The organism is Pseudomonas sp. 203-8, from assembly GCF_020708595.1.
In the GTDB taxonomy this organism is placed as follows: domain Bacteria; phylum Pseudomonadota; class Gammaproteobacteria; order Pseudomonadales; family Pseudomonadaceae; genus Pseudomonas; species Pseudomonas aeruginosa.
The window spans coordinates 348,700-375,683 of the sequence record NZ_JAJFDF010000004.1; the positions used below are offsets into that span (position 1 = coordinate 348,700).

Sequence of the window (26,984 nt, forward strand, 5' to 3'; positions counted from 1 at the left end):
GCCGCCGGTATTCCGATCGGCTTTTTCCCAAGGATCGCCTCGCCTAAGATGGGCCCTCGAATCCCCTCGCGAGGCACACATGAATTTTTCCGAATTGATCCAGGCGGTCCGCCGCGACCCTTCCTCGGTGGTAGTACCGGCCAGTTGGGGCCAGGGCCGCGCCACCTTCGGTGGCCTGGTGGTGGCGTTGGCCTACGAGGCCATGCTTGCGGTGGTCGAGGCGGGGCGTCCGTTGCGCTCCATTGGCGTCAGCTTCGTCGGACCGCTGGCCCCCGAGCAGCCGGCGAGCTTCAGCGCCCGGTTGTTGCGCGAGGGCAAGGCGGTGAGCCAGGTACAGGTCGAGGTCCGTCAGGGCGAGCAGGTGGTGACGCTGGTCCAGGCCAGTTTCGGCGTCGCCCGCGCGTCGGCGGTGGCGGTGGAAGCGTTGCCGGCGGCCGGGATGAAGGGCCCCGAAGAGAGCCAGGAGCTGCCCTATATCCGTAACGTGACCCCGGAGTTCACTCGCTACATCGCCATGCGCTGGGCAGTGGGCGGCCTGCCGTTCTCTTCGAACAAGTCGCGCCAGATGGGCGGCTGGATGCGTTTCCGCGACGAACCCGAGGGAGAGCCCATGGAGGTTTCCCACCTGCTGGCGCTGCTCGACTCCTGGCCGCCGGCGCTGTTGCCGCACCTGGGCACCCCGGCGATGGCCAGCTCGCTGACCTGGACCGCCGAGTTCCTCCAGCCGCTGCCGCAGCAGGGCAGCGGCGACTGGTGCCGTTACCTGGCGGAGATCGAGGAGGCGCGCGACGGCTACGGTCACGTGGCGGCGCGGATGTGGAGCGCCGACGGCCAGTTGCTGGCGATCAGCCGGCAGATGGTCACGGTGTTCGGCTGAGGCGCATGTCAGGCGGGCGCGTACTCGGTGCGGTTGCGCCCGCCGCTCTTGGCCTGGTAGAGCGCGCTGTCGGCGCGCACCAGCAGGCTTTCCAGGTCGTCCCCGGCGTCCCTGCGCAGGGCGACGCCGATGCTCACGGTCATCCGCAGCGGTTCGCCGTCGGGATTGCTCACCCGTAGCGCCTCGACGCCGGCGCGCAGCCGTTCGGCGACGTCCAGCGCCTGGTCCAGGCTGACCTCTGGAAGCAGCGCGGCGAATTCCTCGCCGCCCAGGCGACCGAGCAGGTCCACCTCGCGCAGGCCCTGGCGCAGGGTCTCGGCGACACGTTGCAGGGCGCGGTCGCCGGTCAGGTGGCCGTGGCTGTCGTTGATGTTCTTGAAGTGGTCGATGTCCAGCATCAGCGCCACGCAGGGGTGGCGGAAGCGTTCGGCGGCCTTGAGCATGAGTTCCGCCTGGTGCAGGAACGAGTGGCGGTTGTGCAGGCCGGTCAGGGTATCGGTGCTGGCCAGCAGGCGCAGTTCCTGCTCCATGGCCTTGCGCCGGCTGATGTCGTAGCACCAGATCAGGGTCGCCGGCTCGCCGTCGATTTCCAGGTGGCGCGCGCAGATCACCGCCCAGCAAGGCGTTTCCCCGCATAGCTGGGCTTCCCAGCCATCCACCTGGCCGCGCGCCTCCAGGGCGTTCTGCAGGCGGCTGTATTCGCTGGTGCTGGCGAACAGCCGGGGCAGGTTGAAGTCGTCCTGGGCCTGGCAACCCAGGCGCTTGAGCAGGCGTGGGCTGACGTAATGGATGCTGGCGCCGCAGGCGCTGAGCAGGACCACGTCGCTCGGGCTGGCCTCGAGGATGAAATGCAGCAGCGCCTTGCCTTCGCTGAGCTGGCGGGTGCGCTCGCCGACGCGTTTCTCCAGGGTGGCGTTAAGCTCGATCAGATGCCCGGCCAGTTGCTGTGCGCGTTTGAAGTCGGTGACCAGGCGCAGCACCAGCAGGGCACCGCCGGCACCGATCCCGAGCAGCGCCCAGAACAACGCGTAGAACGCCCGGTGCAGGCGCTTGCGGTCGACGTCCAACTGGTTGGTCAGGGCGATGTTGCTGGCGACGACGATCTGGTGGGTCGGTTCGAGCAAGGGCGGAACCTGCTGGACGATCTCCGCGGCCAGGCGGCGCGCGGCGACGGGATCGCCCCAGGGGGCCTGGTTCGACCAGCGATCGCTGAGCTCGATCAGGCGTTGCAGGGTGGCCTGTACCTCCGGACGCGGTTCGGCGAGATGCCTGAACAACGACTGGCGGCGCAGCGGCGCGATCAGGCTGGCGAGGACTTCGAGACGGATCGCCAGGTCGTCGGCTTGGCCTTCGCCGCTCTCGGTGTGCCGCGCGGCGTCCAGCGTGCGATCCAGTTCGGCGCGCAGCGAGTAGGTCTGCCACAGCTCGTTGTGCAGGTTCGGCTGGGCCAGTTGCTGGGCCTGGCGCACCGCCAGCCACAGCGCAGCCCCGGCGATCAGCGCCATGAGCAGCACCAGGCCGAGCAACAGCCCCATGATCTGGCGTTGCCGGCGCAGCTTTGTCGGATCGAGCAGCGGCACAGTCATGTCCGTTACTTACTCAAGAGTGATGGAGCTGACCTGCCAGACGGTACGGTTGTAGTAGACCTGGTTTCTCAACTCAGGATAGCGGGCCATCGGGTAGATGATGAAAAGCGGTCCGCGTTCGCGGATCGCCATGTAGGCGCCGTTGCGGCGATAGGCGAGGATGGGCTGGTAGCTGTCGAGGTCGCTGTACGGGATGATCGCCGAGTAGTCGTTCAGCGCCAGCACGCGCAGGCGCGTGGGCGGCGCCAGGTCCAGGTGGCGCAGCAACAGGCTGAGGCGCACGCCTTGCCAGCGGGCGTTGGCCTCGCCGGGGAGCTGGGCTTCCAGGGTCTCGCTGGGCAGGGCTTCGAGGTCGGACAGGGTCAGCCGTACGGGAGCGTCGCCGGACCGCTGCAGGGTGACGATCGGACGTCCGCCCAGCGGCACGGGCTCCGCGGCCTGGGCAAGAGGCAGCCCCAGGCAACAGAGAAAGACGATTAATTGACGCGTTGACGGCATGTTGTCGGTCCACGACAGGATTCCGTCGATTATATCGGCAGCGTCGCGCTAAAACTGAAGGGCTGTGCAAAATCCCGGACGAACTGTCACTTATGCCGTTCGCGCCAAGCCCGCCACCAGGTGCCGCTGAGGACGAAGCGGGGGAAGGTGACGAACTGCTCGACGAGCAGGCGACTGACAGCGTCGCGCCGATCGCTGAATGGCTCGGGTGCCTGTTCCTCCAGCGCGTGTCCCTTGGCCTGGATCGCCAGGCCGGCGCCGATGCCGATGACACCGAGCACCACCTGCAGCAGGTCCAGGCCGAACAGGCCGCCGAGCAGCAGGATCGCAGCGACGATGAACAGCGGCACGGCGATCAGGTGCAGGACCAGGTTGGTCGGGTTGCGGTGGTTGGCGGCATAGCCGCGCCATTGCCAGGCGAGCAGGTTGGGATGACGTTTGCCCATGTTCTCGGTACTCCGTGACGGCGACCCGCGGGGCGGATCCTTGCATGTCGTCGAGTCTAGGCGGGGTGCGGCAGCGCGGCGAATGATTCCTGCCTATCCGGGCGATAGGCAGGTGCGCCTGCGGATCAGAGGCGTAGCTGGCCGATGGCGCGGGTCAGATCGCCCGCCAGGTCGACCAGTTGCTGACTGGTGGCCGCCGACTCGACGGTCTGCTGCACGGTGAGTTCGGTGACGTCGCGGATGCCCACCACCGAACGGGTCATCTCTTCCGCGACCTGGCTCTGCTGTTCCGCGGCGACGGCGATCTGCGTGTTGCTTTCACGCATCTGCGCCACCGCGTTGGCGATCGCCGCCAGCGCCTCGCCGGCGTCGCCGGCCTGGCTGACGCAACCGTCGGCCTTGAGCGAGCTTTCCTGCATGAACTCCACGGCGTCGCGGGTACCCGACTGCAGGGCGAGGATCATCTGGGTGATCTCGTCGGTGGAGTCCTGCACGCGACGGGCGAGGTTGCGCACCTCATCGGCCACCACGGCGAAGCCGCGGCCCATTTCCCCGGCCCGCGCGGCCTCGATGGCGGCGTTGAGGGCAAGCAGGTTGGTCTGTTCGGCGATGCCGTGGATCACGTTGACCACGCCGCTGATCTTCTGGCTGTCCTCGGCCAGCTTCTGGATCATCTCGGCGGTGTCCTGGACGCCCTGGGACAACCCGGCGATCGACGCGCTGACCCGGCTCACCGCCTGCTGGCCGGCGCCGGCCAGGCGGTCGGCTTCCTGCGACTGGTCACGGGTGTCGGCGGCGTGCTGGGCGATATGGAAGACCGTGGTGGACATCTCGTTGATCGCGGTGGCGGTCTGGTCGGTCTCGCTCTGCTGGCCGAGCATGCCCTGGCGTACCTGGCCCATGCTGCGGGCCAGCGCCTGGGCGCCTTCGTCGAGCTTGGTAGCGGCCGCGGCGACGGTGCCGACGATGCGCTGGTAGCCGGCCTGCATGGCGTTGAAGGCACTGGCCATCTGGCCGACTTCGTCGCGTCCCTGCAGCGGTACGCGAGCGGACAGGTCGCCGCTCTTCTCGACGTGCAGCATCACGTCCTTGAGGGTATGCAGGTGGGTGAGGATGAAGCGGATCAGCAGTTGCGAGGCCGCCAGCAGCGCCAGCATCAGCACCAGCACGGCGACGGCGTAGGCGCCGGCCCGGTCGGCGAAGACCTGCCACAGGTCGCTGGCCGGGGCGAGCACGGCGAAGCGCTGGCCGGAGCCGGTCTGGCCGACCCAGGCGCCGAGCAGCGGGGTATCGCCCTGGCGCGCGCCGGACAACTCGATCCAACCCTGCCCCTTGCCCAGCGCCTGGGCAGCGGTGCCGCCCAGGCTCGCGGCCTGTTCCAGCGGCAGCAGGTTGCTGCGGGCGGGCAGGGCGCTGCCGGCTGGCCAGCTCTGAACCAGCTCGCCCTCGGCGGCGGCGGCGCGCTGGGCGGAAGCGTTGCGCCCGGCGGCTTCCTGCTGCATGGCGAACAACACCAGCAGCAGGGTGGTGAAGAAGGCCACCGCGTTGACGGCCCAGAACTTGTATTTCAGTGGAATGTCGCTGATCCAGGTGCCCATAGGGGGATTTCTTCTTATCGGCAAGCTAATGGCAAGGCGCCATTATCTTGAAAGCTGAGTAAGGGGCAATCGTTGATGCGGGTCAACGAGACCGTTCGTCAGCTTAGCGGCCGATCCGCCGGGAGCTTGAGGGCGATCTCAGTCGATCGTCGGCAGGCCGAAGAACGCCCGCGCCGCGGCGCTGGTGTGAGCGGCCAGGCGCTCTGAGCTCTCGCCGCGATGGCGGGCCACGCAGTCGAGCACCTCGACCAGGTAGGCCGGCTCGTTGCGCCCGTTCTTCGGCTTCGGCCGCAGGCTGCGCGGCAGCAGGTAGGGCGCGTCGCTTTCCAGCATGAGACGGCCGACCGGGATCTCGCCTACCAGATCATGCAGGTGGGTGCCGCGGCGCTCGTCGTTGATCCAGCCGGTGATGCCGATGTGCAGGTCGAGGTCGAGGTAGCCATACAGCGCCCGGCGCTCGCCGGTGAAACAATGTACGACGGCGGCCGGCAGGCGATCGCGGAAGTCGCGCAGGATCGCCAGCAGGCGCTCGCTGGCGTCGCGTTCGTGGAGGAACACCGGACGCTGTAGCTCGACGGCCAGTGCCAGTTGTTCCTCGAGGGCCTTTTCCTGGGCCGGACGGGGAGAGAAGTCGCGATTGAAGTCGAGGCCGCATTCGCCCACCGCGCGTACCCGCGGGTCGTCGAACAGGGCGCGCAGGCCGCGAGCGGTGTCGGCGTTCCAGTGGCTGGCCTCGTGGGGGTGGACGCCGGCGGTGGTAAACAGCCGGCCGCCCTCGTCGAGTTCGCCGCAGAGCTGCAGCGCCTGTTCGCTGTCGGCCAGGCTGGTGCCGGTGATCACCATCTGTACCACCCCGGCGGCGCGCGCGCGGGCGAGCAGTGCTTCACGTTCCGGGGCGAAGCTGGCGTGGGTCAGATTGACGCCGATATCGATGAGTTGCATGGTGCCTTCCTGGAGTTCGCAGCGAGGCGGCGCCCCCTCGATCGCGCCGGACCCGCCGGGAGATGGGTGGCAAACCGCTTGTAGAACAATCCGTTATAATCGCAGATCGGGTTCTTCGGCGCCCGGATTATCTACCCAATGCCTCCGTTTGCAGCCGCTGTCGGAGAGGAACTTGCCAAGACTGCCATGCTCTGATTGATCCGGTCCCCCGGAGAGGGACATCGAGCCTGGCCTCTGGAGACCTGGATGACGCGTCTGTTGCTGCTTTCGCTTTGCCTGCTGGTGCTCGCACCCTTGCCGGCGGCTGCGCGCATCACCGGCCAGCCGGACAACTGGCACAGGGAACAGCCGGAGACCCGCGACCTGGCGAGCATCCGCCGCGCTGGCGTGCTCAAGGTGCTGGTCAACCAGAGCCGCAACAGCTCGGGCGAGGTGAAGGGCGAGCCGATCGGCGTCGAGTACCGTCGCCTGCGCGCCTTCGAGCAATACCTCAACAGCCGTTCGCCGTCCGCGCGGAACCTCACCCTCAAGCTCATACCCAAGCCCAAGGACCAGTTGCTTGCCGCCCTGCAGCGTGGCGAAGGCGACCTGGTCGCCCCCGGCGAACTGCTGCCGGCGCACGACGGCCTGCAGGTCAGCCCGAGCGCGCCGGTGCGCGCCGATGTGCCGCTGGTGCTGGTGGCGCGCAAGGGCAACCGGCGCTACACGCGCCTGGAGCAGTTGTCCGGGCGGACCATCCCGCTGCCGGCCGGCAGCGCCGCCGAGGGCGCCATCGAACTGGTCAACCAGCGCCTGGCGCAACGCCGCATGGCACCGATCCGGATCGAAAAGCTGGACGCTTCCCTGGCCGTCGAGGATGTGATGGAAATGGTCCAGGCAGGCATCCTCGGCTTCACCGTGGTCGAGCAGCCCATCGCCGAACGCTGGGCCAAGGTGCTGCCGAAGCTGCGCGTCGACCGCCACCTGGTGCTGGACAATCGCGCCGACATGGCCTGGTACGTGCGCCGCGATGCCAGCACCCTGCGCGCGACCATCGACCGCTTCCTCGCCGACTACCGCGCGCCGGCCGACCAGGACGTGGCTTTCCAGCGCGTCTACCGGCGCGCCTACAAGGTCCGCAACCCCCTCGGCGCGGCGGACCGCAAGCGCCTGGAAGCGGTCCGTCCACTGCTGCAGCGCTACGCGCGGCAGAGCAGCATGGACTGGCTGGCGCTGGCGGCGGTGGCCTACAAGGAGTCGCACCTGAACCCGAAGGCGCGCGGTTCCGGCGGCGCCAGCGGGCTGATGCAGATCACCCCGGCGGCGGCGCGCAGCGTCGGGGTCGGCAATGTGCACGACAAGGACAGCAACGTGCTGGCCGCCAGTCGCTACCTGACCAAGATCCGCAAGCAGTTCTTCTCCAGCAAGCACCTCGACGAACGCGAGCGCCTGGCGTTCACCCTGGCGGCCTACAACATGGGGCCGGAGCGGGTACAGAACCTGCGCACCCAGGCGCGTCGCCGGGGGCTCGATCCGAATCGCTGGTTCTTCCAGGTCGAGCGGGTGGCTGCGGAAGAGATAGGCATGGGTGTGGTGAGTTATGTCAGCAGCGTCAACAAGTACTACCTTGCATATGAGCGCGAACGGGTTCGCCTGGAGCCCGGGGTGCGTGCGAAGACGGCGACGGCTCAAAAATAATCTATAAATTCGATATTGATAACGCGTTTTTTACGGTTTTAATATCGAATTATCTTGCCTATAGTGTGCCCATCTTATCCCACACCTGAGGACGCACCATGAATCCACTGATCAAGACCATCCTGTCGACCAACGCCGGTGCCGGCCTGGCCATCCTGCGTATCGTCACCGGTCTTACCCTGATGTCCCACGGTTCGCAAAAGCTCTTCGGCATGTTCGGCGGCGCCGGCCTGAACGGCATGGCGCAGTGGTTCGAATCCATCGGCCTGACCCCTGGCTACCTGCTGGCGACCCTGGCCGGCAGCGCCGAGTTCTTCGGCGGCCTGGCGCTGGTGATCGGCCTGCTGGTGCGTCCGGCGTCGGTGGTGGTGGGCTTCACCATGATCGTGGCGATCTTCAGCGTGCACATCGGCAATGGCTTCTTCATCACCGACAACGGCTATGAATATGCCCTGACCCTGCTGATGATCAGCGTGGCGCTGCTGATCGATGGCGCCGGCAAGTTCTCGCTGGACGGCAAGCTGTCCCGCTGAACCGGGCTGGCGACGAAAAAGGGCGGACACCTTCGGGTGGCCGCCCTTTTTCGTTGCGGCGCGCAGCACAGGTTTCCGCCTCGCCGGCCACGCCAGGGCTGCACCCCTGAGGGTAGCGTTATCCGCCGAAGCGCCCTTCGCCGCGTTCTCGGCGTTTCCGTGCCGGTCAGCGCTGCTCGGCCTGGCGCATCTGTTCCAGCGCGCCCAGGCGCAAGCGTTCCTGTTCGCTGAAGCGCTCCTCGGCCAGGCGTTCGACCGCCGCGCGGCGGTCGGCTTCGCTCAGCCCGGCATTGCCTTCGATCCGGCTCTTCTCGGCGAAATAGTCGTCCAGCCGGCCCTTCCAGGCCGAGCGTTGCCGATCGAGTTGCTCCAGGCGGGTGGTGGCTTCGGCGCCCACCAGTTGCTGACGCATCTGGCGGATGGCTTCCGGGCCGGCGCCAGCGGCCTGGAGGGCGGCGGTCTGCTGCTGCAGTTCGCTTTGCAGTTGCGGCAGCACGCTTTCCTGCTGGTCTTCCGGCAGGCTGGCGCGCAGGCGGTCGATGGCGGCGGCCTTTTCCTCGGCGCTGAGCTTGCCGTCCTGGCGGATCGCCAGGCGCTCCAGGGTGAACTGGTTGTAGGTTTCCTCGTCGGCGAAGAACGCCACGTGCGCTTCGTTGCTGAAGATCCGCGCGCGCAGGGCTTTCACCGCGGCTTCCCGCTGGCGCAGGGCGTCGAGGTCGGCCAGGCGCGGCAGGTCGCGTTCGAGCAGCACCAGTTCCTTCTTGTAGTCGATGTATTGCTGCATCAGCGCCAACGCCTGGCCGCGCGCCGGCTCCTGGAGTTCGGCGGCGATGTAGGCGCGCAGGCGGTCCAGGCTTTGCTGCAGGGGCTCTTCGCCGACGGCGCTGAGGAAGTAGTCGAACAGGTTGCGGATGTCGCGGGTGATCAGCAGGTTGCCGCTGGCGTCGACACTGAAACTGCCATCGACGCTGGTGCCCCTGAAGGAGGTTGGCAGCGGCGCGACCTTGGCCGGCATGACCTGGGGGGCCGGCACCGCTTCTCCCGCGGAGGCTGCTGGCGGGGCGCGGTCTGCGCCCGCCTGCGGGCTGGCCGGGGGCGCCGTCTCGGGGGCGGGGGAAGGTTCCAGCCAGACGAACCAGGCCAGGCTGGCGGCGAACGCCAGTGGAATCAGCAGGAGGATTTTCTTCACGCGAGGGGGCTTCCGGGAAAGGGCCGGGGCCGAGGCCCCGGCCGGGGTCCTACAGGCTGGCGTTCTTCAGGCGGTTGGCGTGCTGGCGGTAGACGCTGACCGGGCTGGTCTCGAACAGGCTGGTGAGGCCGAAGACCTGGTTCACCTCGTCCAGGTGGTTCATCCGGTAGTTGTCGCGGATCACCATGCCCAGGTGTGAACTGCAGGTGCCGACCAGGCCGTCGTTGGCGGTGCCGTTCTTGAAGGTCAGCGACGAGGCGCCGAGGAAGGCGTCGCTCGGATCGAGGAAGTTGGTCAGCGGCGAGGAACCGCTCCAGGAGTAATAGCTCACGCCGTTGACCTTGTAGGCGCCTTCGCCGCAGGCCGAGGTGGGGATGCCCTGCGGGTACTTGGCGTTGAAGCGCGCGGCCCCCTCGCTGTTCAGCGACTCCAGCGAGCCCAGTGAATTCTGCGTACCGGTGCTGCCGCTGGAAAGGAAGCTGATCAGCGCGCCGAGGCTGTTGACCAGCCCGGAGAGGACTGCCTCGCCGGCCGAACCCGGTGGGATCTGGCGCAGGAAGTCGGCGGTGTCCGAACCCTTGTGCGGGGCGCCGACGCTGGTGGCGGAAGCGATCAGGTCGGGACGTACGGCGGCGACGTAGCGGATGGTCGGCCCGCCGTGGCTGTGGCCGATCAGGTTGACCTTGGGCTGGCCGCTGAGGGCGACGATTTCCTCCACCTGTTGCAGCAACTGCTCGCCGCGGACTTCCGAGGTGTCCAACTGGCTGACTTCGGTGACGTAGACCTGGGCACCGTCACGGCGCAAGGCGCTGGGAATGCCGAACCAGTAGTCGACCCCGAGGATGTTGTCGAAGCCGAGCATGCCGTGGGCCAGCACGATGGGGTATTTGGTCTGGGTGTAGGTGCTGGCCTGGATCAGCGGGCTGGCAGCGAGAGAGGCGAGGCCGATGGCCAGGCCGAGGGGGAGCAGAGACTTCTTCTTCATGTTGTTCTCATCTCAGGTTGATGGGGCCGAGGGGCGCGTCCTGCCAGCCATCGCCCGAATCCTTCCGGGAGAACCGCTTCGCTGTCCCTTGCGCAGGAACCGTGCCAGCTTCGGCTTTTTTCCTCCAGGCCAGGAAATCCGCGGCTTCCTGGCGGCCGGTCATAACCTGCGTGGCAGAGCGGAAGAGGCGGGTTGTTACGGCGCGAAACGCTCGTTTGAATCTTCCCCGCACAACGCCCAGCGACCGAGTGTGCGGTAGCGCACGCCCGCGGCGTCGTTTTGCGAGCAAAACAGGCTGAAATGGTCGACCTGCCATACGAAGGTTGGGGGTAGCGGGGCGTCCTCCAGCGGCGCGGCATCGCGAGCCAGGGTCAGATGGGCGCTGAATGGGCGGGTTTCCACGGGCAGCTCCAGTTCGGCAAGGCCGGAGCGCAGGGCACGGCGCAGGCGCAGGAGGGCGCCGGGCGGTTGGCTGGGTGCCAGCAGCAGGATGCCGTTCCTCCAGCGCAGCAGGCGGTCGAGACACAGGTCGAAGGGCGCGGCCTCGATGGCCGCGGCCATGTCCAGCAGGGCCTCGAGCCGAGCGGACGGGACCTGCCCGAGGAAGGCCAGGGTCAGGTGCAGGTTCGCCGTCGCCACCTGGCGTCCGGGCAGTGGCCGGCCATCGCGCCACCGGCCGACCCGCTCGGCGAGGGGAGGTGGACAGGGCAGGGCGAAGAACAGGCGAAGAGAGCGATCGGGCATGGGCGCCTCCGCGTGTTTCTTGACAGTCTCCATGCGGCTTTTCTAGGATGCGCGTGCGCCGATTTAAACAGCAACTTGCGGGGCGCCCGGCAGCAGCCGAAATACCGCTAAAGCGCTGGCTCGGTGTTGCCTCTCACCGCTGTCCAGCGGGACCGAAGAGGCGGAGACATGACGTCATGACCTGTCCCAGCACGCAATTGCGCCTGGCACCCATCACCACCGGCCTGGTCCGGCGGAACCCGAGGATTCTCCTCAGCGGCCCACACCAGCCGACCCTCGTCCGTTACCTCGAAGGCTGGCCGAAGCGCTGGAACGGTTCGCGTACCTTCCTTATCCAGTTCGCCCAGGACGGCAAGGACCTAGCGCGCTTCCCCAGCGACGCGTTCGACTTCGCCGTGGTCCAGGCCCCCGAGGCGGAAGAGCTGGACCTGGTGGTCCGGCAACTGATCCGGGTCGCCCGCCAGGGCCTGATCACCCGCCGTATCCTGCGCTGAGCGCGTGACCCCTCAGGGCGCCGGCGGATACTCGATCTCGACGACGAACCAGAGCTTTTCCCCGGCCGGGGTGCGCACCAGCACCTCGGCGTCAAGCTCCTTGCCGACCAGTGCGCGGGCGAGCGGCGAGTCGATGCTGATCTGGTTGTTGCGCAGGTCCAGTTCGTCGGGGCCGACGATGCGATAGCGGGCCTGCTCGCCGTCTTCGTCTTCCAGGGTCACCCAGGCGCCGAAGTACACCCGGTTCGGATCCGCCGGCCGCTCGCCGACCACTTTCAGGTTCTCCAGGCGCTTGCGCAGGAAGCGCACGCGGCTGTCGATCTCGCGCAGCATCTTCTTGCCGTAGATGTATTCGGCGTTTTCCGAGCGATCGCCGAGGGCGGCGGCTTCGCTGACCGCCTGGGTCACCTGGGGACGGCGCACGTGCCAGAGTTCATGCAGCTCTGCGCGTAACCGCGCGGCGCCCTCCGGAGTGATCAGCGGGGTGCCGGCGGTGCGCGGTGGACGATAGCGACTCATGGTTCGGGTGGTTCCACAAATGAACGGATTAAAGCCTGCCAGTGTATCCGATCAGCCCTCGCGCAGGACCCGCAGCGGGCTGCTGTTGAGGGCGCGACGGGTGCCTAGCAGGCCGGCGCCGCCTACCAGCACGGCGCCCACCAGAGGCAGTGCGAGCAACCAGGGATGCGCTTGCCACGGCAGGTCGAAGACCAGTCGGTAGAGCAGCAGGCTGACCGCCTCGCAGCCGAGCGCCGCGAGCAGGCCGCTGACTGCGCCGAGCAGGGCGAACTCCACCCGCCGGGTACGTTGCAGCAACTCGCGCTCGGCACCCAGCGCGCGCAGCAGGGCACCCTGGCGCACGCGCTCGTCGAGGGTCGCCTGGAGACCGGCGAAGAGCACCACGAAACCCGCCGCGAGAACGAACACCAGCACGTACTCCACGGCCAGGGTGACCTGGTCGAGGATGCTCCGCAGCTGGCTCAGCAGGGCGTCTACCGGCAGCAGGGTGACGGTGGGGAAGGCGCGGGCCAGTTCGACCAGGTCGCGTTCCTGGCTGGCCGGCAGGTAGAAGCTGGTCAGGTAGGTCACCGGCAGGTCGGTCAGGGTGCCGGGCTGGAAGACCATGAAGAAGTTCGGCTGGAAATTGTCCCACTTCACCTTGCGCAGGCTCTGGACCTGGACCTCGCGATTCTGCCCGGCGACGCTGAAGGTGAGCCGGTCGCCGACCTGGATGCGCAGGTTGGCGGCCAGCTTCTCTTCCACCGACACGCCCGGCAGGGCCCCCGGCTGCGGCGCGCTCCACCAGCGTCCGGCGGTGAGCTGGTTGCCGGAGGGCAGTCGCTCCGACCAGGTCAGGCCGAGGTCGCGCTGCAGGGCACGCTCGCTGCGCACGTCTTCGTCGAGCGCCTGGACCGGCTTGCCGTTCACCGCTACCAGGCGCCCGGGAACCATGGGGAACAGCGGCTCGGCGCCGGGGGAGAGCTTTTGCACGCGACGTTCGAAGGCGTCCTTTTCCGTCGGCAGGATGTTCAGGGCGAAATGGTTGGGGGCGTCCGGCGGCAACTGGGCCTGCCAGGTATCCAGCAGTTCGCCGCGAAGCAGGGCGATCAGGGCCATGGCCAGCAGGATCAGGCCGAAGGCCAGGCTCTGTCCGGCGGCGGCCAGTGGGTGCCGCAACAACTGGCCGAGTCCCAGCCGCCATGGCAGGCTGGCACGCGCCAGTGCCCGGCGCAGGCCGTTCAGGCCGAGCAGCAGGAGAGCGCCGAGCACCAGCGTGGCGACCAGGCCGCCGCCGAGCAGGGCGAGGGTCAGCTTCAGGTCGAGACTCAACCGCCACATGATCAGGCCCAGGGCGAGCAGGGCGCAGGCGTAGGCCATCCAGGTGCGCATCGGCACCGGCAGCAGGTCGCTGCGCAGGACCCGCAACGGCGGTACCCGGCCCAGGGCTGCCAGCGGCGGCAGGGCGAAGCCGGCCAGCGCTACCAGGCCGGTGGCGATCCCGGCGAAGGCGGGGAACAGGCCGCCGGCTGGTACGTCCGGCGGCAGCAGCGTGGCGAGCAGGCGGAACAGGCCGAGCTGCGCCAACCAGCCGAGCAGGGCGCCGATGGCGCTGGCGAGCAGGCCCAGCAGCAACAGTTGCAGCGCGTAGAGGAGCAGGGTTTCGCTGCGCGACAGACCGAGGCAGCGCAGCAGCGCGCTGGCGTCGTAGCGCCGTGCAGCGAAACGGGCGGCGGACAGCGCCACGGCGACGCCGGCGAGCAGCACCGCGGCCAGGCTGGCCAGGTTCAGGTAGCGCTCGGCACGGCCGAGGGCATCGCCCACCTGGCGGTTGCCGTCGCGGGCATCCTGCAGGCGCTGGTTGGCGGCGAGGCTGCCCTTGACCTGCTGGCGATAGGCCTGGAGGGCTTCCGGCGGGCCTTCCCACAGATCGCGGTAACGCACCCGGCTGCCCGGCTGGACCACCCCGGTGGCATCGAGGTCGGCCAGGCTCATCATGGCGCGGGGCGTCAGGCTGTAGAAGTCGCCGGCGCGGTCCGGCTCGTAGGTAAGGATGCGCGCGATGCGCAGCGGCTTGCGGCCGATCTCGATGCTGTCGCCGACCTTCAGGTCGAGGCTGACCAGCAAGCGCGATTCGACCCATACCTCGCCCGCCTGCGGACGACCGCCGGCCTGCTCGGCGGCGAACGGCGCGGCAGCGCTCTTGAGCTGGCCGCGCAGGGGGTAGCGGTCGCCGACCGCCTTGATGCTGCTGAGCTGGATGCCCTGGTCGGTGGCGATCACGCTGGAAAACTCGACGCTGTCGGCGTGGCGCAGGCCCAGACGGGTGCCGCGTTCGATCTGTTCGGCGCTTGCCGGCTGGGTACCGTTGAGCACCAGATCGGCGCCGAGGAACTCGGCGGCGCGGGCGAGCATGGCGCCGTTCAGGCGGGCGCTGAAATAGCCGATGGCGGTGCTCGAGGCGACCGCGATCAGCAGGGCGAAGAACAGCACGCGCAGCTCGCCGCTGCGCGACTCGCGGAACAATTGGCGACCGGCGAGGCTCAGCAGGCGGGAGAGGGGCACCGGCTTCATCAGGGTTCGACCCGGTCGATCAGGCGACCGCTTTCCAGACGGATCAGGCGCCGGCAGCGATGCGCCAGACGCTCGTCGTGGGTAACCAGGACCAGGGTGGTACCGCGTTCGCGGTTGAGTTCGAAGAGCAGGTCGCTGATCCGCTCGCCGGTGGCGCTGTCGAGGTTGCCGGTGGGTTCGTCGGCGAACAGCACGTCCGGCTCCGCCGCGAAGGCACGGGCAATGGCGACCCGTTGCTGCTCGCCGCCGGAGAGCTGGCGCGGATAGTGGCCCAGGCGTTGGCCGAGGCCGACTCGCTCGAGCAGTTCTCTGGCGCGCTGGCGAGCGTCGGCGCGGCCTTCCAGCTCCAGGGGCAGCATCACGTTCTCCAGCGCATCGAGGCTGTCGAGCAACTGGAACGACTGGAACACGAAGCCTACATGGGCCGCGCGGACGCGCGCCCGCTGGTCCTCGTCGAGGTCGCCGAGGGCGTGCCCGGCGAGACGGACCTCGCCGCCGCTGGGCTGGTCGAGCCCGGCGAGCAGGCCGAGCAGGGTCGACTTGCCGGAGCCGGAGCTGCCGACGATCGCCAGGCTGTCGCCGCGGGCGAGGTCGAGGGAGAGGTCGTGGAGGATGGTCAACTTGCCTTCCGCGCTACCGACAACCTTGCTAAGGTTCTGCGCGTTGAGAATGCTGGCGCTCATGGAGGTTCCGATGCGTGCATTGCTGTTGAGCGGCTGCCTGGCCCTGGTCCTGCTGACCCAGCAGGCCGCGGCGCAGACGCTGTTGGTCGTGGGCGATAGTATCAGCGCCGCTTTGGGACTGGATACCAGCCAGGGCTGGGTTGCCCTGTTGCAGAAGCGCCTCGCCGACGAAGGTTACGACTACCGGGTGGTGAACGCCTCGATCAGCGGCGACACCTCCGCGGGCGGCCTGGCGCGCCTGCCGGCGCTGCTTGCCGAGGAGAAGCCGGCGCTGGTGGTGATCGAGCTGGGAGGCAACGACGGGCTGCGCGGAATGGCACCGGCGCAATTGCAACAGAATCTTGCCAGCATGGCGCAAAAGGCCCGGGCGGAAGGAGCGAAGGTGCTGCTGCTGGGTATCCAGTTGCCACCGAACTACGGCCCGCGCTACATCGAGGCCTTTTCCAGGGTCTACGGCGCGGTCGCGGCGCAGGAAAAGACCGCCCTGGTGCCGTTTTTCCTCGAAGGGGTCGGCGGGGTCCAGGGGATGATGCAGGCGGATGGCATCCATCCGGCGCTCGCCGCCCAGCCGAGGCTCCTGGAAAATGTCTGGCCGACGCTGAAACCGCTGCTTTGAGACTTCCCCGGGAAACCGCTTTCGGCTAAGGTTGCGCACCCCTCAGGAGCCCCCCATGCCGCGTCCCGCCTGGACCCTCTACGCCTATCAACTGATCGAGCCCGACGATCAGCTGGACCTGTTCGCCTGTCGCGAGGTCCGGGTGCATGTGGTGGCGCGTCAGCTGGAGCTGGATACCCCGGCGGACCGCACGCTTTGCGGCAAGCTGCTGCCGGCCCAGCCGCGCTGGCAGCAGCTGGAACGGGCGCGTCTGCGCGACCGGCTGCTGTGTCCCGATTGCCGGAAACAACTGGAGGCGGAAAAGCGCGGGGAGCGCCTGTCCTGGTTGGTCTGAGCCCTCCCGGTGAAACCTGGCGGGGTGTTACACTGTCTTTCCTACTCCTTCATCGCACTCGCCAAGGATTCTCCGGAATGTTGTCGCGCGTACCCGTTGTCTCACTGTCTTTCGCCGCGCTGCTTTCGGCCGGCTCCGCATCGGCCCTGGAACTGCAGCTCCCGCCTCCGGGCGAGGACGTCGTCGGCCAGGTCCAGGTGATCAAGGCCAAGTACGAGGACACTTTCGCCGACCTCGGCGAGCAGTACAACCTGGGCTACAGTGAAATGGTCGCCGCCAACCCCGGTGTCGATCCCTGGCTGCCGGGCGTCGGCACCGAGGTGATCATCCCTACCCGCTTCGTGCTGCCGCCTGGCCCGCGCGAAGGCGTGGTGATCAACCTGGCCGAATACCGCCTGTACTACTACCCGAAAGGGCAGAACGTGGTGCACACCTATCCGCTGGGCATCGGCCGCGAGGGCTGGGGTTCGCCGATCGCGAACACCCGCATCACCGCCAAGACCAAGGACCCGGCCTGGTATCCGCCGGCCTCGATCCGCGCCGAGCACGCCGCCGATGGCGATCCGCTGCCGACCGTGGTGCCGCCGGGCCCGGACAATCCGCTGGGGCCGTACAAGCTGACCCTGGGCGTGCCGGGCTACCTGATCCATGGTTCGAACAAGAAGTTCGGCATCGGCACCCGCACCAGCCATGGCTGCTTCCGCATGTACAACGCCGACGTGACCCACCTGTTCTCGATGATCAGCGTCGGCACCAGCGTGCGTATCATCAACGAGCCCTACAAGTTCGGCGTGAGCAACGGCAAGGTCTACCTGGAGGCGCATACGCCGCTGAACGACCATGGCGACCCGTCGGTGGTGGACAAGCACACCGCGGTGATCAACACCCTGCTCAAGCGCGACGACCTGGCCAAGCGTATCCAGTTGAACTGGGACGTGGTCCGCGAAGTGGTGGCCTCGGAGGATGGCGTGCCGGTGGAAATCGCCCAGGAATCGGCGCCGGCGATGACCGCGACGGTGGATAGCGATCCTACCCAGCTTACGCCCTGACGGAGAGCGTCGAGGCAGAGGCCCGCGTACCCGCAAGGGACGCGGGTTTTTTCATGCCCGGCGAAACGCAGGCATAAAAAAACCGGCCCCGAGGGACCGGTTTTCAACAGGTCGTGAGACCTATTACTTGCGGCTGGCTTTTTCCAGCATGCGCAGGGCACGCTCGTTAGCCTCGTCAGCAGTCTGCTGAGCTTTCTGAGCAGCGCCCAGAGCTTCGTCAGCCTTGCGATAGGCTTCGTCAGCGCGAGCCTGAGCACGAGCAGCTGCGTCTTCGGTAGCGGTCAGACGAGCTTCGGTTTCTTTGGAGTGGCTGCTGCAACCGGTGGCCAGAACAGCAGCCAGAGCCAGAGCAGAGAATTTCAGAACGTTGTTCATCGTGTTCCCCTTAAGGTGGACATTTCCATAACAGCAATCTCCCCAGCCGGGGAAATTAGCCGGCTACATACTACCCATTACTTGTAGTAAGTAAACTGACCAAGCGCAAGCCGAGCAACTTTTTTTTTAGTCCCCCCGACTTTAGCAGTAGTTGGAGTGTCGTTTGTTCAAAAAATATCCAGCGTGCGGCGCAAGTAAGCAATTTCCCGGACCTTGGCTAGAGTTGCTGCAAGAGGCGGGGGATGAGGGCTGCCGGGTTGTCGAGAATGTTCCGCCGGAGTGGCTGGCGCTTATCGACTTGGCGGGGAGTGGCAAGTAACAACTAAGTTGCCAGCATGTTGCCGGAAATGCCGTAAGTATTGGTGCGGAAATGAAAAAGGCCCGGCTAACTTGATTAGCCGGGCCTTCTTGCGATCTGGCGGTGAGGGAGGGATTCGAACCCTCGATACGGTTTCCCGTATACACACTTTCCAGGCGTGCTCCTTCAACCACTCGGACACCTCACCAGGTTCTCGACAGCGCCGTGTCTGTCGAGGCGCGCAATGTACTCGAACATTTCCCGCTTGGCAAATATTTTTTTAACTTTTTCATCGGCTTAGGTCGTCGGAGGAAAGTCCGCGGGGTGCCTTGGTAGACTGCCGGGCACGAAGAGGAGAGGCGGATGGCGAGCTGGGAGATTTTCTGTAGCGTGGTCGACAACTATGGCGACATCGGCGTCACCTGGCGCCTGGCTCGCCAACTGGCCGCCGAGCACGGTCAGGCCGTGCGCCTGTGGGTGGACGAGCCGCAGGCCTTCGCCCGGATCTGTCCGCGGGCGGACCCGGCGGCGCACGTGCAGTGCCTGGATGGGGTCGAAGTGCGTGCCTGGGGCCGACCGTGGGCACCGGTGGCGGCCGCCGATGTGGTGATAGAGGCCTTCGCCTGCGAACTGCCGGAGGCGCACCGGCAGGCCATGCGCGAGCGCAAGCGGCCGTCCCTGTGGCTGAACCTGGAGTACCTGAGTGCCGAGGAATGGATCGGCAGTTGCCACGCATTGCCGTCGCTGCAGGCGTGCGGGCTTTCCAAGTACTTCTTCTTTCCCGGGTTCCGCGAGCCCAGTGGCGGCCTGTTGCGCGAGGCCGGCCTGCTGGAACGTCGGCGCCGTTTCCAGGCCTCCGTCTCGGAGCAGGATGAGTTTCTCGCCTCTCTCGGCGTGCGGCGGAAGGTTGGCGAGCGACTGATTTCGCTGTTTGCCTACGAAAACCCGGCGCTGCCTGGCTGGCTGGAACAACTGCGCGACGCCCGCCAGCCGAGCCTGCTGCTGGTGCCGGAAGGGCGGGTGCTGGCGGATGTCGCCGATTGGCTGCGGGTGGCTACCCTGGCCGTCGGGGACGTCCACGTGCGCGACGCGTTGCGGGTCCAGGTGCTGCCGTTCATGGCGCAGGACGACTACGATCGCCTGTTGTGGTGCTGCGACCTGAACGCGGTGCGCGGCGAGGATTCCTTCGTTCGCGCGCAGTGGGCGGGACGGCCGCTGCTCTGGCACATCTATAGACAGGAAGAGGAGGCGCACCTGGCGAAGCTCGAGGCATTCCTCGAACTCTATTGCGCCGGCCTGCCCGCCGACCTGGCGGAAAACCTGCGCACCTTCTGGCTGGCGTGGAACGCCGGCGGTGGACTTGCCGGGGCCTGGGAGGGGCTGGAGAGGCAACTGCCCGAGTGGCGTCGGGAAGCGCAGCGCTGGGCCGACGAACAGGGCATGCGTCCGGATCTTGCGGCAAGGCTGGTGCAATTTTACGCAGATTGGCTATGATACGCGGCCTGATTTTTTGTCTTTCATCCATCGGATATTCGTATGAAAACCGCTCAAGAGTTCCGCGCCGGCCAGGTTGCCAACATCAATGGCGCTCCCTGGGTCATCCAGAAGGCCGAGTTCAACAAGTCCGGCCGTAACGCTGCCGTCGTCAAGATGAAGCTGAAGAACCTGCTGACCGGCGCCGGTACCGAGACCGTGTTCAAGGCCGACGACAAGCTGGAGCCGATCATCCTCGATCGCAAGGAAGTGACCTACTCCTACTTCGCCGACCCGCTGTACGTCTTCATGGACAGCGAGTTCAACCAGTACGAGATCGAGAAAGACGATCTGGAAGGCGTGCTGACCTTCATCGAAGACGGCATGACCGACATCTGCGAAGCCGTGTTCTACAACGACAAGGTGATCTCGGTAGAGCTGCCGACCACCATCGTTCGCCAGATCGCCTACACCGAGCCGGCCGTCCGCGGCGACACCTCGGGCAAGGTGATGAAGACCGCGCGCCTGAACAACGGCGCCGAGCTGCAGGTTTCCGCGTTCTGCGAAATCGGCGACTCGATCGAGATCGATACCCGCACCGGCGAGTACAAGTCCCGCGTCAAGGCCTGATCCTTTCGTGCGACGAGAAAAAGCCCGGCATTCGCCGGGCTTTTTCGTTTCCGCTGTCCGCCGCCGCGGCGCGGAGAGTCGGAAGCTTCAGACCGACACGTTCAGGCGTACGTCGATATTGCCGCGGGTAGCGTTGGAGTAGGGGCAGACCTGGTGGGCGGCGGCTACCAGCGCTTCGGCGGCTTCGCGCTCCAGGCCCGGCAGGTTGATGTGCAGTTCGACCTCCAGGCCGAAGCCGCCGGGAATCTGGCCGATGCCGACCTTGCCGGTTATCGAGGCGTCGGCGGGAAGGGTCTGCTTGCGCTGGCCGGCAACGAACTTCAGGGCTCCGATGAAGCAGGCGGAGTAGCCGGCGGCGAACAGTTGTTCCGGGTTGGTGGCCGCGCCGCCCTGGCCGCCCAGTTCGCGCGGAGTGCTGAGTTTCACGTCGAGCACGCCGTCCGAGGATACCGCACGGCCGTCACGGCCTCCGGTGGCGGTTGCGGTTGCGGTGTAGAGAGCCTTGATGGTTTGCATGAGGGTCACCTGTCTGATTTGTACGTTAAGTTCTTGCGCGCTAAGTAAGTGCGTGAAGCGAAATTTATCGTCATGTTATTTTGTGCGCAAGATAATTCGTTGGAAGATTTGGCGATAAAAACCAGACAGGTAGGTATAAGCCCCTCAATCCGGTGCTTGCAGGTTGCCGCGCAGGGCCAGCAGCTCATCCTTTAGGGCGACCAGTTGTGGCAAGTCGAGGCCGGTACTCTCCAGGATGCAGGCGGGAATGCTCTCGGCCTGTCGCTGCAGGGCGCGGCCCTTGTCGGTCAGGCGCAGCAGGACTACCCGCTCGTCTTCGCTGCTGCGAGTGCGGGTAATCAGACCTTCGCCCTCCAGGCGCTTGAGCAGAGGCGTGAGCGATCCCGGGTCGGTAAGCATGCGTGCGCTGATTTCGCCCACGGTCAGGCCGTCGCGTTCCCACAGCACCAGCATGGCGATGTACTGCGGATAGGTGAGGCCGAGCGCTTGCAGCAGGGGCTTGTAGACCTTGGTCATCTGCAGCGAGGTGGAATACAGGGCGAAGCACAGCTGGTTGTCCAGCTTGAGCTGCTCGCAAGGGGTGGTGGGCAGTCGGGACATGGCTGTCTTCCAAGTAAGTAGGGCACTGTGCATGAATTTAGCGTAGTGGCTATTGGCTTTCCAGGTTTCCCGCCGGGTGGTGTCCTCAGCGCTCGCCGAGACGCTGCTGCAGGGCCTGGTCCCAGGGCGGCGGAAAGCCGAAGCGCTCGCGGAGGAAAGCCAGCAGCAGACGGGTTCGCGAACTGGCTTCGCGTTCCAGGCGCAGGGCATAGATGCAGGTGGGCTCGGCGGCGGGCAAGCCGTCGTCGCAGAACAGCGCCTGCAGTTCGCCGCGCAGCAGGTACTCGCTGCACAACCAGGTCGGCAGGTGGGCGATGCCGAGGCCGGCCAGCGCCGCGTCGACCATCGCTTCGGCGTTATTGGTGGCCAGCCGCGCCCGTTTCGGCCGCAGCTGCTGGAGCTTGCCGTCGTGCTGGAAGCGCCAGGCATAGGGTGGCGACAGGTTGTCCCAATCGATGCCGGCATGCTCCGGCAGTTCGCCTGGGGATGCGGGAACGCCGTGTTCGCGCAGGTATTCCGGGCTGGCGCAGACCACCCGCACCATCGGCGCCAGCGAGGTGGCCACCAGGCGGCTGTCGGGTAGCGGGCCGGCGCGCAACACCAGGTCGACCTCGCCGAGATGTTCGCCCTGCAGGTCGATGAAGCTGCCGATCAGGCGCAATTGCACGTCGAGGCCGGGGTTGGCCTTGAGGAAGTCGGCGACCGCCGGGGCCAGGTGGCGGCGGCCGAAGGGCACCGGCGCATCGATACGGATCAGGCCCTGCGGCGCGGTGCTCAGGGACACCGCTTCGGCACGGGCCAGGCGCAGTTCGGTGACGATCCGCCGGGCGCGGTCGGCGAAGGCCAGGCCGGCCGGAGTAGCGCGCACCGCATGGGTGGTGCGCACCAGCAGAGTGCTGCCGACGGCGCGTTCCAGGGCGTCCATCCGGCGCGCCACGGCGGACGGGGTGAGCGGGTGCTTGCGCGCAGCGGCGGAGAAGCTGCCGCCATCGAGGACATCGAGGTAGAGAACGAACTGTTCGCTGAGGGTATCGGGCAACATGCTCATGCCTTTGCGTAATTGGCATAGCCATTGTGCTTTCTTGTGCGTTTCCCATCCAGCCACGCTTGCCTAGCATGGAGGCGTCGAAGAGGGGCTGACATGCTGGATGTATTTCTCGATTTCCTGCTGGGGATGGTGCTCGGTTGCCTGGGCGGTCTGTTCGGGATAGGCGGCGGCTTGCTGGCGATCCCGGCGCTGGGGGTGATCTTCGGTCTCGACCAGCAACTGGCGCAGGGTACCGCGCTGGTGATGGTGGTACCGAACGTGGTGCTGGCGTTGTGGCGCTACCACCAGCGCAACCGCATCGATCCGCGCCAGGCCGGAGTCCTTGCCCTGACCGGCCTGCTTTGCGCGTTCCTGGCGTCCAGCGTGGCCGCGCGGATCGATGCGGCGCGGATGCGCGAAGCGTTCGTGATCTTCCTCCTGGCGCTGGCCGGCTACATGTTCTGGCGCCTGTTCCGGCGCCCGCCGCAGGGCGGCGCGACGCCGCGCTACGGTTTGCCCTGGATGGGCGTGCTGGGCCTTGGCGCGGGCTCGCTCGGCGGGCTTTTCGGGGTCGGTGGCGGGGTGCTGGCGACACCGGTGCTGACTTCGGTGTTCGGCCTCGCCCAGGTCGTCGCCCAGGGCCTCGCGCTGGCCCTGGCCGCGCCGAGCACGGCGGTGGCGCTGGGGACCTACGCCATGCACGGCCATGTCGACTGGCGGATGGGGATCCCCCTGGCGCTGGGCGGCCTGCTGAGCATTTCCTGGGGCGTGAGGCTGGCCCACGCCTTGCCCGAGCGCAGCCTGCGCATGGCCTTCTGCGCCTTCCTCGCATTGTGCGCGGTGCTCCTGCTGGTGCGCGGTTGAGTCAGAGACGGAAGCCCTCGCCGATGTATTCGGCGAGTTTCTCGGTGACCGGTGACTGGCTGTGCGGGTTGCGCATCAGCATGATGCTGGCCGAGGGCAGGGCGGGCAGGCCCTCGCTCTCGTCGAGGATGCGCAGGTTGCCGGTGAGCAGGCTGCGCAGTTGCACGGTCACGGCGAGGCCGGCGCTGACCACCGCGAACAGCGCCGACAGGCTGGGGCTGCTGTAGGCGATGCGGTAGTCCAGTTCCGCCGCCTCCAGGGCGTTGCAGGCCCAGGCCCGGCAAAAGCAGGTGGTGTTGAACATGGCCAGCGGGATCGGCCGCTGGTCGTGGGGGCAGAAGCCCTCGGCGGCCATCCAGACGAAGGGCTCCTGGCGCAGCAACTGGCCGATCTCGGTGCCCGGCTCGCGGGTGACGATGGACAGGTCGAGGTCGTTGCGCGCCAGCAGGTTGAGCGAGGTGTCGCAATGCACCTCGACCTGCACCAGCGGATAGGCTTCGGCGAAGCGCGACAGGATCGCCGGGAGGAAGCGCATCACGTAGTCGTCCGGGGTGCCGATGCGCACCGAACCGACCATGTGCGGGCGGCGCAGGGTGTTGAACACCTCGCCGTGCAGCTTGAGGATCCGCCGGGCATAGCCGAGCAGCACCTGGCCTTCGGCGGTGAGGCGGGTCTGCCTTCCGTCGCGCTCGAACAGCGAGCGCTGCAGGACGTCCTCCTCGAGCCGCTTCATCTGCATGCTGACCGCCGACTGGGTGCGATTCACCGCCTCCGCGGCGCGGGTGAAACCACCGTGCTCGGCGATGGCGACGAAGGTGCGGAGCAATTCCGTATCGATGCCGGGCTGGTAGCTCATTCATCAATCTCCAAGATGCATTGCATAAAAATGATTCGTTGGATTGATCCTATGCCTGGCGGGACACTGTGCCTATCCCGAACGGAGGGCAAGACGATGAAAGGTCAACAGGATTATTTCGGCAGTCACTTCCACGCTGCATCCCATCCCGCCTCGACCGCTGCGCCGTCGTTGTGGCGTCGCTGGCGGCGCTGGTTGCAGTTGGCCCGCGAGCGCCGGGAACTGCTGAGGATGAGCGACGAAGCGCTGAAGGACCTCGGCCTGAGTCGGGCGGATATCTTCCAGGAGGGCGAGCGGCATTTCTGGGACGACCCGCTGCGTCGGCATTGAGCGAACCGCAGCGGCGCGCCAGGCTGGCACGGCGGCGGAGGCGCGATAGACTCGCAGTCTCCTTCATCGACTGGGGCGCTCCATGAGTCTTTCGCTTTCCCTCGCCGAAGCCCGCCGCCTGGCCCTGGCCGCGCAGGGCTTCGACGGCCGGCGGACGCGCCGCAGCGTGCAGCGGCGGCATCTGCGCGAAATGCTCGCGCGCCTTGGCCTGTTGCAGATCGATTCGGTGAATGCGCTGGTGCGCTCGCACTACCTGCCGCTGTTTTCCCGTCTCGGTCCCTACTCCATGACGCTGCTCGACGAGGCGGCCTGGAGTGTCGGCCGTCACCGCCAGTTGTTCGAATACTGGGGGCACGAGGCCTCGCTGCTGCCGCTGGAACACTACCCGTTGATGCGCTGGCGGATGCGCCAGGCCGCCGACGGCCAGGGCATCTACCAGCAACTGGCACGTTTCGGCCGGGAACAGCAGCCACTGATCCGCCAGGTGTTGCAGGCGGTGCGCGAGCAAGGTGCGCTAGGTGCCGGCAGCCTGAGCACGCGGCAGGAGCGGGCCGGTCCCTGGTGGGACTGGAGCGCGGAAAAGCATGCGCTGGAATGGCTGTTCGCCGCCGGCGAGCTGACGGTGGCCGGACGGCGCGGCTTCGAGCGGCTCTATGACCTGCCGGAGCGGGTGTTTCCCGCGGAATTGCTGGCGCGCCCCGAGCTTTCGGAGGCACAGGCCCAGCGCGAGCTGTTGCGGATGACGGCGAGCGCCCTGGGCGTGGCCACCGAAAAGGACCTGCGCGACTACTATCGGCTGAGCCCGGCGCAGAGCCGCGCGCGCCTCGCCGAACTGGTGGAGGCTGGCGAGCTGCTGCCGGTCCGGGTCGAGGGCTGGAGCCAGCCGGCCTACTGCCCCGGCGAACCGCAGGTGCCGCGGCGGCTAGGCGCCAGTGCCTTGCTCTCGCCCTTCGACTCGTTGGTCTGGGAGCGGGCGCGGGCCGAGCGCCTGTTCGATTTCCGCTATCGCCTGGAGATCTACACGCCGAAGGAAAAACGCGTGTACGGCTACTACGTGCTGCCATTCCTGTACAACGGCCGTCTGGTCGGCCGCGTCGACCTCCGCGCTGAGCGGGCGCGGGAGCGCCTGGCGGTGCATGCGCTGCATGCCGAGGCGAACGGCATGGACGATGCCGCCCTGCACGAGCTGGCCGAGCAGCTGCGCAGCATGGCCGCCTGGCTGGGCCTGGCGACGGTGGCGATCGAGGGGCGTGGGGAGTTGGCGGTACGCTTGCGCGGGGTGCTGCTCTAGCGAACGCTCCCGCCGGGCGGCGGGAGCGGCCGCGGCGCGCTCAGCGGCGCACCTGCTTCAGGGTTTCGGCGATCAGGAAGGCCAGCTCCAGCGACTGGTCGGCGTTCAGCCGCGGGTCGCAGTGGGTGTGGTAGCGGTCGCTGAGGCCGTCTTCAGTGATCGGTCGCGAACCGCCGATGCACTCGGTGACGTTCTGCCCGGTCATCTCGATGTGGATGCCGCCGGCGTAGCTGCCTTCGGCCTGGTGCACTTCGAAGAACTGGCGGACTTCGGCGAGCACGCAGGCGAAGTCGCGGGTCTTGTAGCCGCTGGAGGCCTTGATGGTATTGCCGTGCATCGGATCGGAACTCCACAGCACCTGGCGGCCCTCGCGCTGGATGGCCTGGATCAGGCGCGGCAGGTGGTCGCCGACCTTGTCGGCACCCATCCGCACGATCAGGTTGAGGCGGCCCGGATCGTTGTCCGGGTTGAGAATATCGATCAGGCGGATCAGCTCCTCGCTGTCCATGCTCGGCCCGACCTTGACCCCGATCGGATTGCCCACGCCGCGCAGCATCTCGACATGAGCGCCGTCGATCTGGCGGGTGCGGTCGCCGATCCAGAGCATGTGCGCCGAGCAGTCGTACCACTCGCCGGTCAGGCTGTCGCGGCGGGTCAGGGCTTCCTCGTAGTTCAGCAGGAGCGCTTCGTGGGCGGTGAAGAAGCTTGTTTCGCGGAGCTGCGGCGCGCTGTCCAGGCCGCAGGCGCGCATGAAGGCGAGGGTCTCGTCGATGCGGTCGGCGAGTTGCTGGTAGCGCTCGGCCAGCGCCGAGTTGGCGATGAAATCGAGGTTCCAGCGGTGCACCTGGTGCAGGTCGGCGAAGCCGCCCTGGGCGAAGGCGCGCAACAGGTTGAGGCTGGCGGTGGACTGGTGGTAGGCCTGCAACAGGCGCTCCGGGTCCGGCACGCGGCTCTTCTCGTCGAAGCCGATGCCGTTGACGATGTCGCCGCGATAGGCGGGCAGGGTCACGCCGTTCTGCGTTTCGTCGCCGGAGGAGCGCGGCTTGGCGAACTGGCCGGCCATGCGCCCGACCTTCACTACCGGGCAGCCGGCGGCGAAGGTCATTACCACCGCCATCTGCAACAGTACCTTGAAGGTATCGCGGATCTTCGCCGCGGAAAATTCGGCGAAGCTTTCCGCGCAATCCCCGCCCTGGAGCAAGAAGGCGCGTCCGGCGGTGACTTCGGCGAACTGCCGGCGCAGCTCGCGAGCCTCGCCGGCGAAGACCAGCGGCGGGTATCCGGCGAGGGTCTGCTCGACCCTGGCCAGGTGCGCGGCATCGGGGTACTCGGGTTGTTGCTGGATCGGCTTGGCCCTCCAGCTCTCGGGGCTCCAGGACTGGCTCATCTACGACTCTTGGC

At 67.1% G+C, this 26,984-nt stretch carries 29 protein-coding genes and 1 tRNA gene; 12 read left to right on the forward strand and 18 right to left on the reverse strand.

Going from position 1 to position 26,984, the window contains the following annotated elements; translation table 11 throughout:
* Positions 1-79: 79 nt before the first annotated feature.
* The gene (locus LJF27_RS11520) at positions 80-877 is read left to right on the forward strand and encodes an acyl-CoA thioesterase (RefSeq protein WP_003090970.1); all 798 of its coding nucleotides are present in this window, start codon (positions 80-82) and stop codon (positions 875-877) included.
* Positions 878-885: 8 nt separating this feature from the next.
* On the opposite strand, the gene LJF27_RS11525 is transcribed toward LJF27_RS11520, so the two are convergent.
* The 5 genes from LJF27_RS11525 to LJF27_RS11545 form a co-directional block, all read right to left on the reverse strand.
* Positions 886-2,463 carry a GGDEF domain-containing protein gene (locus tag LJF27_RS11525; RefSeq protein WP_003101679.1) on the reverse strand — a complete coding sequence of 526 codons (1,578 nt, stop codon included), beginning with the start codon at positions 2,461-2,463 and terminating at the stop codon, positions 886-888.
* Positions 2,464-2,472: 9 nt separating this feature from the next.
* Positions 2,473-2,961, reverse strand: coding sequence for a hypothetical protein (locus LJF27_RS11530; protein ID WP_003119860.1), 489 nt, complete (start codon positions 2,959-2,961; stop codon positions 2,473-2,475).
* An 86-nt stretch (positions 2,962-3,047) separates the two neighbouring features.
* Positions 3,048-3,407 (reverse strand): Mpo1-like protein, encoded by a 360-nt coding sequence (locus tag LJF27_RS11535; protein WP_023116984.1) that lies wholly within the window; start codon positions 3,405-3,407, stop codon positions 3,048-3,050.
* Between the two features lie 125 nt (positions 3,408-3,532).
* A complete protein-coding gene (locus LJF27_RS11540; protein ID WP_003110283.1) occupies positions 3,533-5,005 on the reverse strand; it encodes a methyl-accepting chemotaxis protein in 1,473 nt (490 codons plus the stop codon).
* Positions 5,006-5,143: 138 nt separating this feature from the next.
* Entirely contained in the window at positions 5,144-5,947 is an 804-nt protein-coding gene (locus LJF27_RS11545) for a TatD family hydrolase (protein ID WP_009876725.1), read from the reverse strand.
* Between the two features lie 246 nt (positions 5,948-6,193).
* Between LJF27_RS11545 and LJF27_RS11550 the strand changes: the two genes are divergently transcribed.
* Positions 6,194-7,624, forward strand: coding sequence for a transglycosylase SLT domain-containing protein (locus tag LJF27_RS11550; protein WP_003114749.1), 1,431 nt, complete (start codon positions 6,194-6,196; stop codon positions 7,622-7,624).
* A 98-nt stretch (positions 7,625-7,722) separates the two neighbouring features.
* Positions 7,723-8,157 (forward strand): DoxX family protein, encoded by a 435-nt coding sequence (locus LJF27_RS11555; RefSeq protein WP_003090958.1) that lies wholly within the window; start codon positions 7,723-7,725, stop codon positions 8,155-8,157.
* Positions 8,158-8,323: 166 nt separating this feature from the next.
* Here the strand turns inward: LJF27_RS11555 and LJF27_RS11560 are convergent, their stop codons facing one another.
* From LJF27_RS11560 to thpR, 3 genes are all read right to left on the reverse strand, one after another.
* Complete coding sequence (locus LJF27_RS11560; protein ID WP_003452388.1) at positions 8,324-9,346, reverse strand: lipase secretion chaperone; 1,023 nt, start codon at positions 9,344-9,346, stop codon at positions 8,324-8,326.
* A 49-nt stretch (positions 9,347-9,395) separates the two neighbouring features.
* Positions 9,396-10,331: a triacylglycerol lipase gene (gene lipA / locus LJF27_RS11565; RefSeq protein WP_003090955.1), complete on the reverse strand. Its 936-nt coding sequence runs from the start codon at positions 10,329-10,331 to the stop codon at positions 9,396-9,398.
* A 195-nt stretch (positions 10,332-10,526) separates the two neighbouring features.
* Positions 10,527-11,075 carry an RNA 2',3'-cyclic phosphodiesterase gene (gene thpR / locus LJF27_RS11570; protein WP_023116983.1) on the reverse strand — a complete coding sequence of 183 codons (549 nt, stop codon included), beginning with the start codon at positions 11,073-11,075 and terminating at the stop codon, positions 10,527-10,529.
* A 176-nt stretch (positions 11,076-11,251) separates the two neighbouring features.
* Between thpR and LJF27_RS11575 the strand changes: the two genes are divergently transcribed.
* Positions 11,252-11,569 (forward strand): hypothetical protein, encoded by a 318-nt coding sequence (locus LJF27_RS11575; protein ID WP_003452382.1) that lies wholly within the window; start codon positions 11,252-11,254, stop codon positions 11,567-11,569.
* A 12-nt stretch (positions 11,570-11,581) separates the two neighbouring features.
* Here the strand turns inward: LJF27_RS11575 and greB are convergent, their stop codons facing one another.
* Genes greB through LJF27_RS11590 form a run of 3 tightly spaced genes read right to left on the reverse strand, consistent with a single transcriptional unit; the run spans position 11,582 to position 15,324 of the window.
* Positions 11,582-12,088, reverse strand: coding sequence for a transcription elongation factor GreB (gene greB, locus LJF27_RS11580; RefSeq protein ID WP_003090951.1), 507 nt, complete (start codon positions 12,086-12,088; stop codon positions 11,582-11,584).
* A gap of 51 nt (positions 12,089-12,139) precedes the next feature.
* Positions 12,140-14,632 (reverse strand): ABC transporter permease, encoded by a 2,493-nt coding sequence (locus LJF27_RS11585; RefSeq protein WP_078465430.1) that lies wholly within the window; start codon positions 14,630-14,632, stop codon positions 12,140-12,142.
* An 8-nt stretch (positions 14,633-14,640) separates the two neighbouring features.
* On the reverse strand, positions 14,641-15,324 hold the full coding sequence (locus LJF27_RS11590) for an ABC transporter ATP-binding protein (protein WP_003090949.1): 684 nt from the start codon (positions 15,322-15,324) through the stop codon (positions 14,641-14,643).
* A 10-nt stretch (positions 15,325-15,334) separates the two neighbouring features.
* Between LJF27_RS11590 and tesA the strand changes: the two genes are divergently transcribed.
* The 3 genes from tesA (at position 15,335) to LJF27_RS11605 (ending at position 17,323) form a co-directional block, all read left to right on the forward strand.
* Positions 15,335-15,940 carry an esterase TesA gene (gene tesA, locus LJF27_RS11595; protein ID WP_003114753.1) on the forward strand — a complete coding sequence of 202 codons (606 nt, stop codon included), beginning with the start codon at positions 15,335-15,337 and terminating at the stop codon, positions 15,938-15,940.
* Between the two features lie 55 nt (positions 15,941-15,995).
* A complete protein-coding gene (locus LJF27_RS11600; RefSeq protein WP_003452378.1) occupies positions 15,996-16,274 on the forward strand; it encodes a hypothetical protein in 279 nt (92 codons plus the stop codon).
* A gap of 77 nt (positions 16,275-16,351) precedes the next feature.
* Positions 16,352-17,323, forward strand: a complete 972-nt coding sequence (locus LJF27_RS11605) for a L,D-transpeptidase family protein (RefSeq protein WP_003090946.1) — start codon at positions 16,352-16,354, stop codon at positions 17,321-17,323.
* A 123-nt stretch (positions 17,324-17,446) separates the two neighbouring features.
* On the opposite strand, the gene oprI is transcribed toward LJF27_RS11605, so the two are convergent.
* Together oprI and LJF27_RS11615 are read right to left on the reverse strand one after the other, a co-directional pair.
* Positions 17,447-17,698: an outer membrane lipoprotei OprI gene (gene oprI / locus LJF27_RS11610; protein ID WP_003090944.1), complete on the reverse strand. Its 252-nt coding sequence runs from the start codon at positions 17,696-17,698 to the stop codon at positions 17,447-17,449.
* 416 nt (positions 17,699-18,114) lie between these two features.
* A tRNA-Ser gene (locus LJF27_RS11615) sits at positions 18,115-18,204 on the reverse strand.
* Positions 18,205-18,359: 155 nt separating this feature from the next.
* Between LJF27_RS11615 and earP the strand changes: the two genes are divergently transcribed.
* Positions 18,360-19,490 carry an elongation factor P maturation arginine rhamnosyltransferase EarP gene (gene earP / locus LJF27_RS11620; protein ID WP_003452377.1) on the forward strand — a complete coding sequence of 377 codons (1,131 nt, stop codon included), beginning with the start codon at positions 18,360-18,362 and terminating at the stop codon, positions 19,488-19,490.
* A gap of 42 nt (positions 19,491-19,532) precedes the next feature.
* A complete protein-coding gene (gene efp, locus LJF27_RS11625) occupies positions 19,533-20,099 on the forward strand; it encodes an elongation factor P (protein ID WP_003090942.1) in 567 nt (188 codons plus the stop codon).
* An 87-nt stretch (positions 20,100-20,186) separates the two neighbouring features.
* On the opposite strand, the gene ohrR (LJF27_RS11630) is transcribed toward efp, so the two are convergent.
* The 3 genes from ohrR (LJF27_RS11630) to LJF27_RS11640 form a co-directional block, all read right to left on the reverse strand.
* Positions 20,187-20,615: an organic hydroperoxide resistance protein OhrR gene (gene ohrR, locus LJF27_RS11630; RefSeq protein WP_003104171.1), complete on the reverse strand. Its 429-nt coding sequence runs from the start codon at positions 20,613-20,615 to the stop codon at positions 20,187-20,189.
* A gap of 144 nt (positions 20,616-20,759) precedes the next feature.
* The gene (ohrR, locus tag LJF27_RS11635; protein ID WP_003090940.1) at positions 20,760-21,215 is read right to left on the reverse strand and encodes a hydroperoxide stress response transcriptional regulator OhrR; all 456 of its coding nucleotides are present in this window, start codon (positions 21,213-21,215) and stop codon (positions 20,760-20,762) included.
* 85 nt (positions 21,216-21,300) lie between these two features.
* Positions 21,301-22,257 (reverse strand): LysR family transcriptional regulator, encoded by a 957-nt coding sequence (locus LJF27_RS11640; protein ID WP_023116982.1) that lies wholly within the window; start codon positions 22,255-22,257, stop codon positions 21,301-21,303.
* Positions 22,258-22,356: 99 nt separating this feature from the next.
* Between LJF27_RS11640 and LJF27_RS11645 the strand changes: the two genes are divergently transcribed.
* Positions 22,357-23,106, forward strand: coding sequence for a sulfite exporter TauE/SafE family protein (locus LJF27_RS11645; RefSeq protein ID WP_003114755.1), 750 nt, complete (start codon positions 22,357-22,359; stop codon positions 23,104-23,106).
* A 1-nt stretch (position 23,107) separates the two neighbouring features.
* Here the strand turns inward: LJF27_RS11645 and LJF27_RS11650 are convergent, their stop codons facing one another.
* Positions 23,108-23,962 carry a LysR substrate-binding domain-containing protein gene (locus LJF27_RS11650; RefSeq protein WP_003090936.1) on the reverse strand — a complete coding sequence of 285 codons (855 nt, stop codon included), beginning with the start codon at positions 23,960-23,962 and terminating at the stop codon, positions 23,108-23,110.
* 96 nt (positions 23,963-24,058) lie between these two features.
* Between LJF27_RS11650 and LJF27_RS11655 the strand changes: the two genes are divergently transcribed.
* Together LJF27_RS11655 and LJF27_RS11660 are read left to right on the forward strand one after the other, a co-directional pair.
* Positions 24,059-24,292 (forward strand): DUF1127 domain-containing protein, encoded by a 234-nt coding sequence (locus LJF27_RS11655; protein WP_003104163.1) that lies wholly within the window; start codon positions 24,059-24,061, stop codon positions 24,290-24,292.
* A gap of 82 nt (positions 24,293-24,374) precedes the next feature.
* Entirely contained in the window at positions 24,375-25,583 is a 1,209-nt protein-coding gene (locus LJF27_RS11660) for a winged helix-turn-helix domain-containing protein (protein WP_017149147.1), read from the forward strand.
* 40 nt (positions 25,584-25,623) lie between these two features.
* Here LJF27_RS11660 and LJF27_RS11665 read toward each other — a convergent pair whose 3' ends face one another.
* Complete coding sequence (locus LJF27_RS11665; protein WP_017149146.1) at positions 25,624-26,970, reverse strand: class II 3-deoxy-7-phosphoheptulonate synthase; 1,347 nt, start codon at positions 26,968-26,970, stop codon at positions 25,624-25,626.
* Positions 26,971-26,984: the final 14 nt, after the last annotated feature.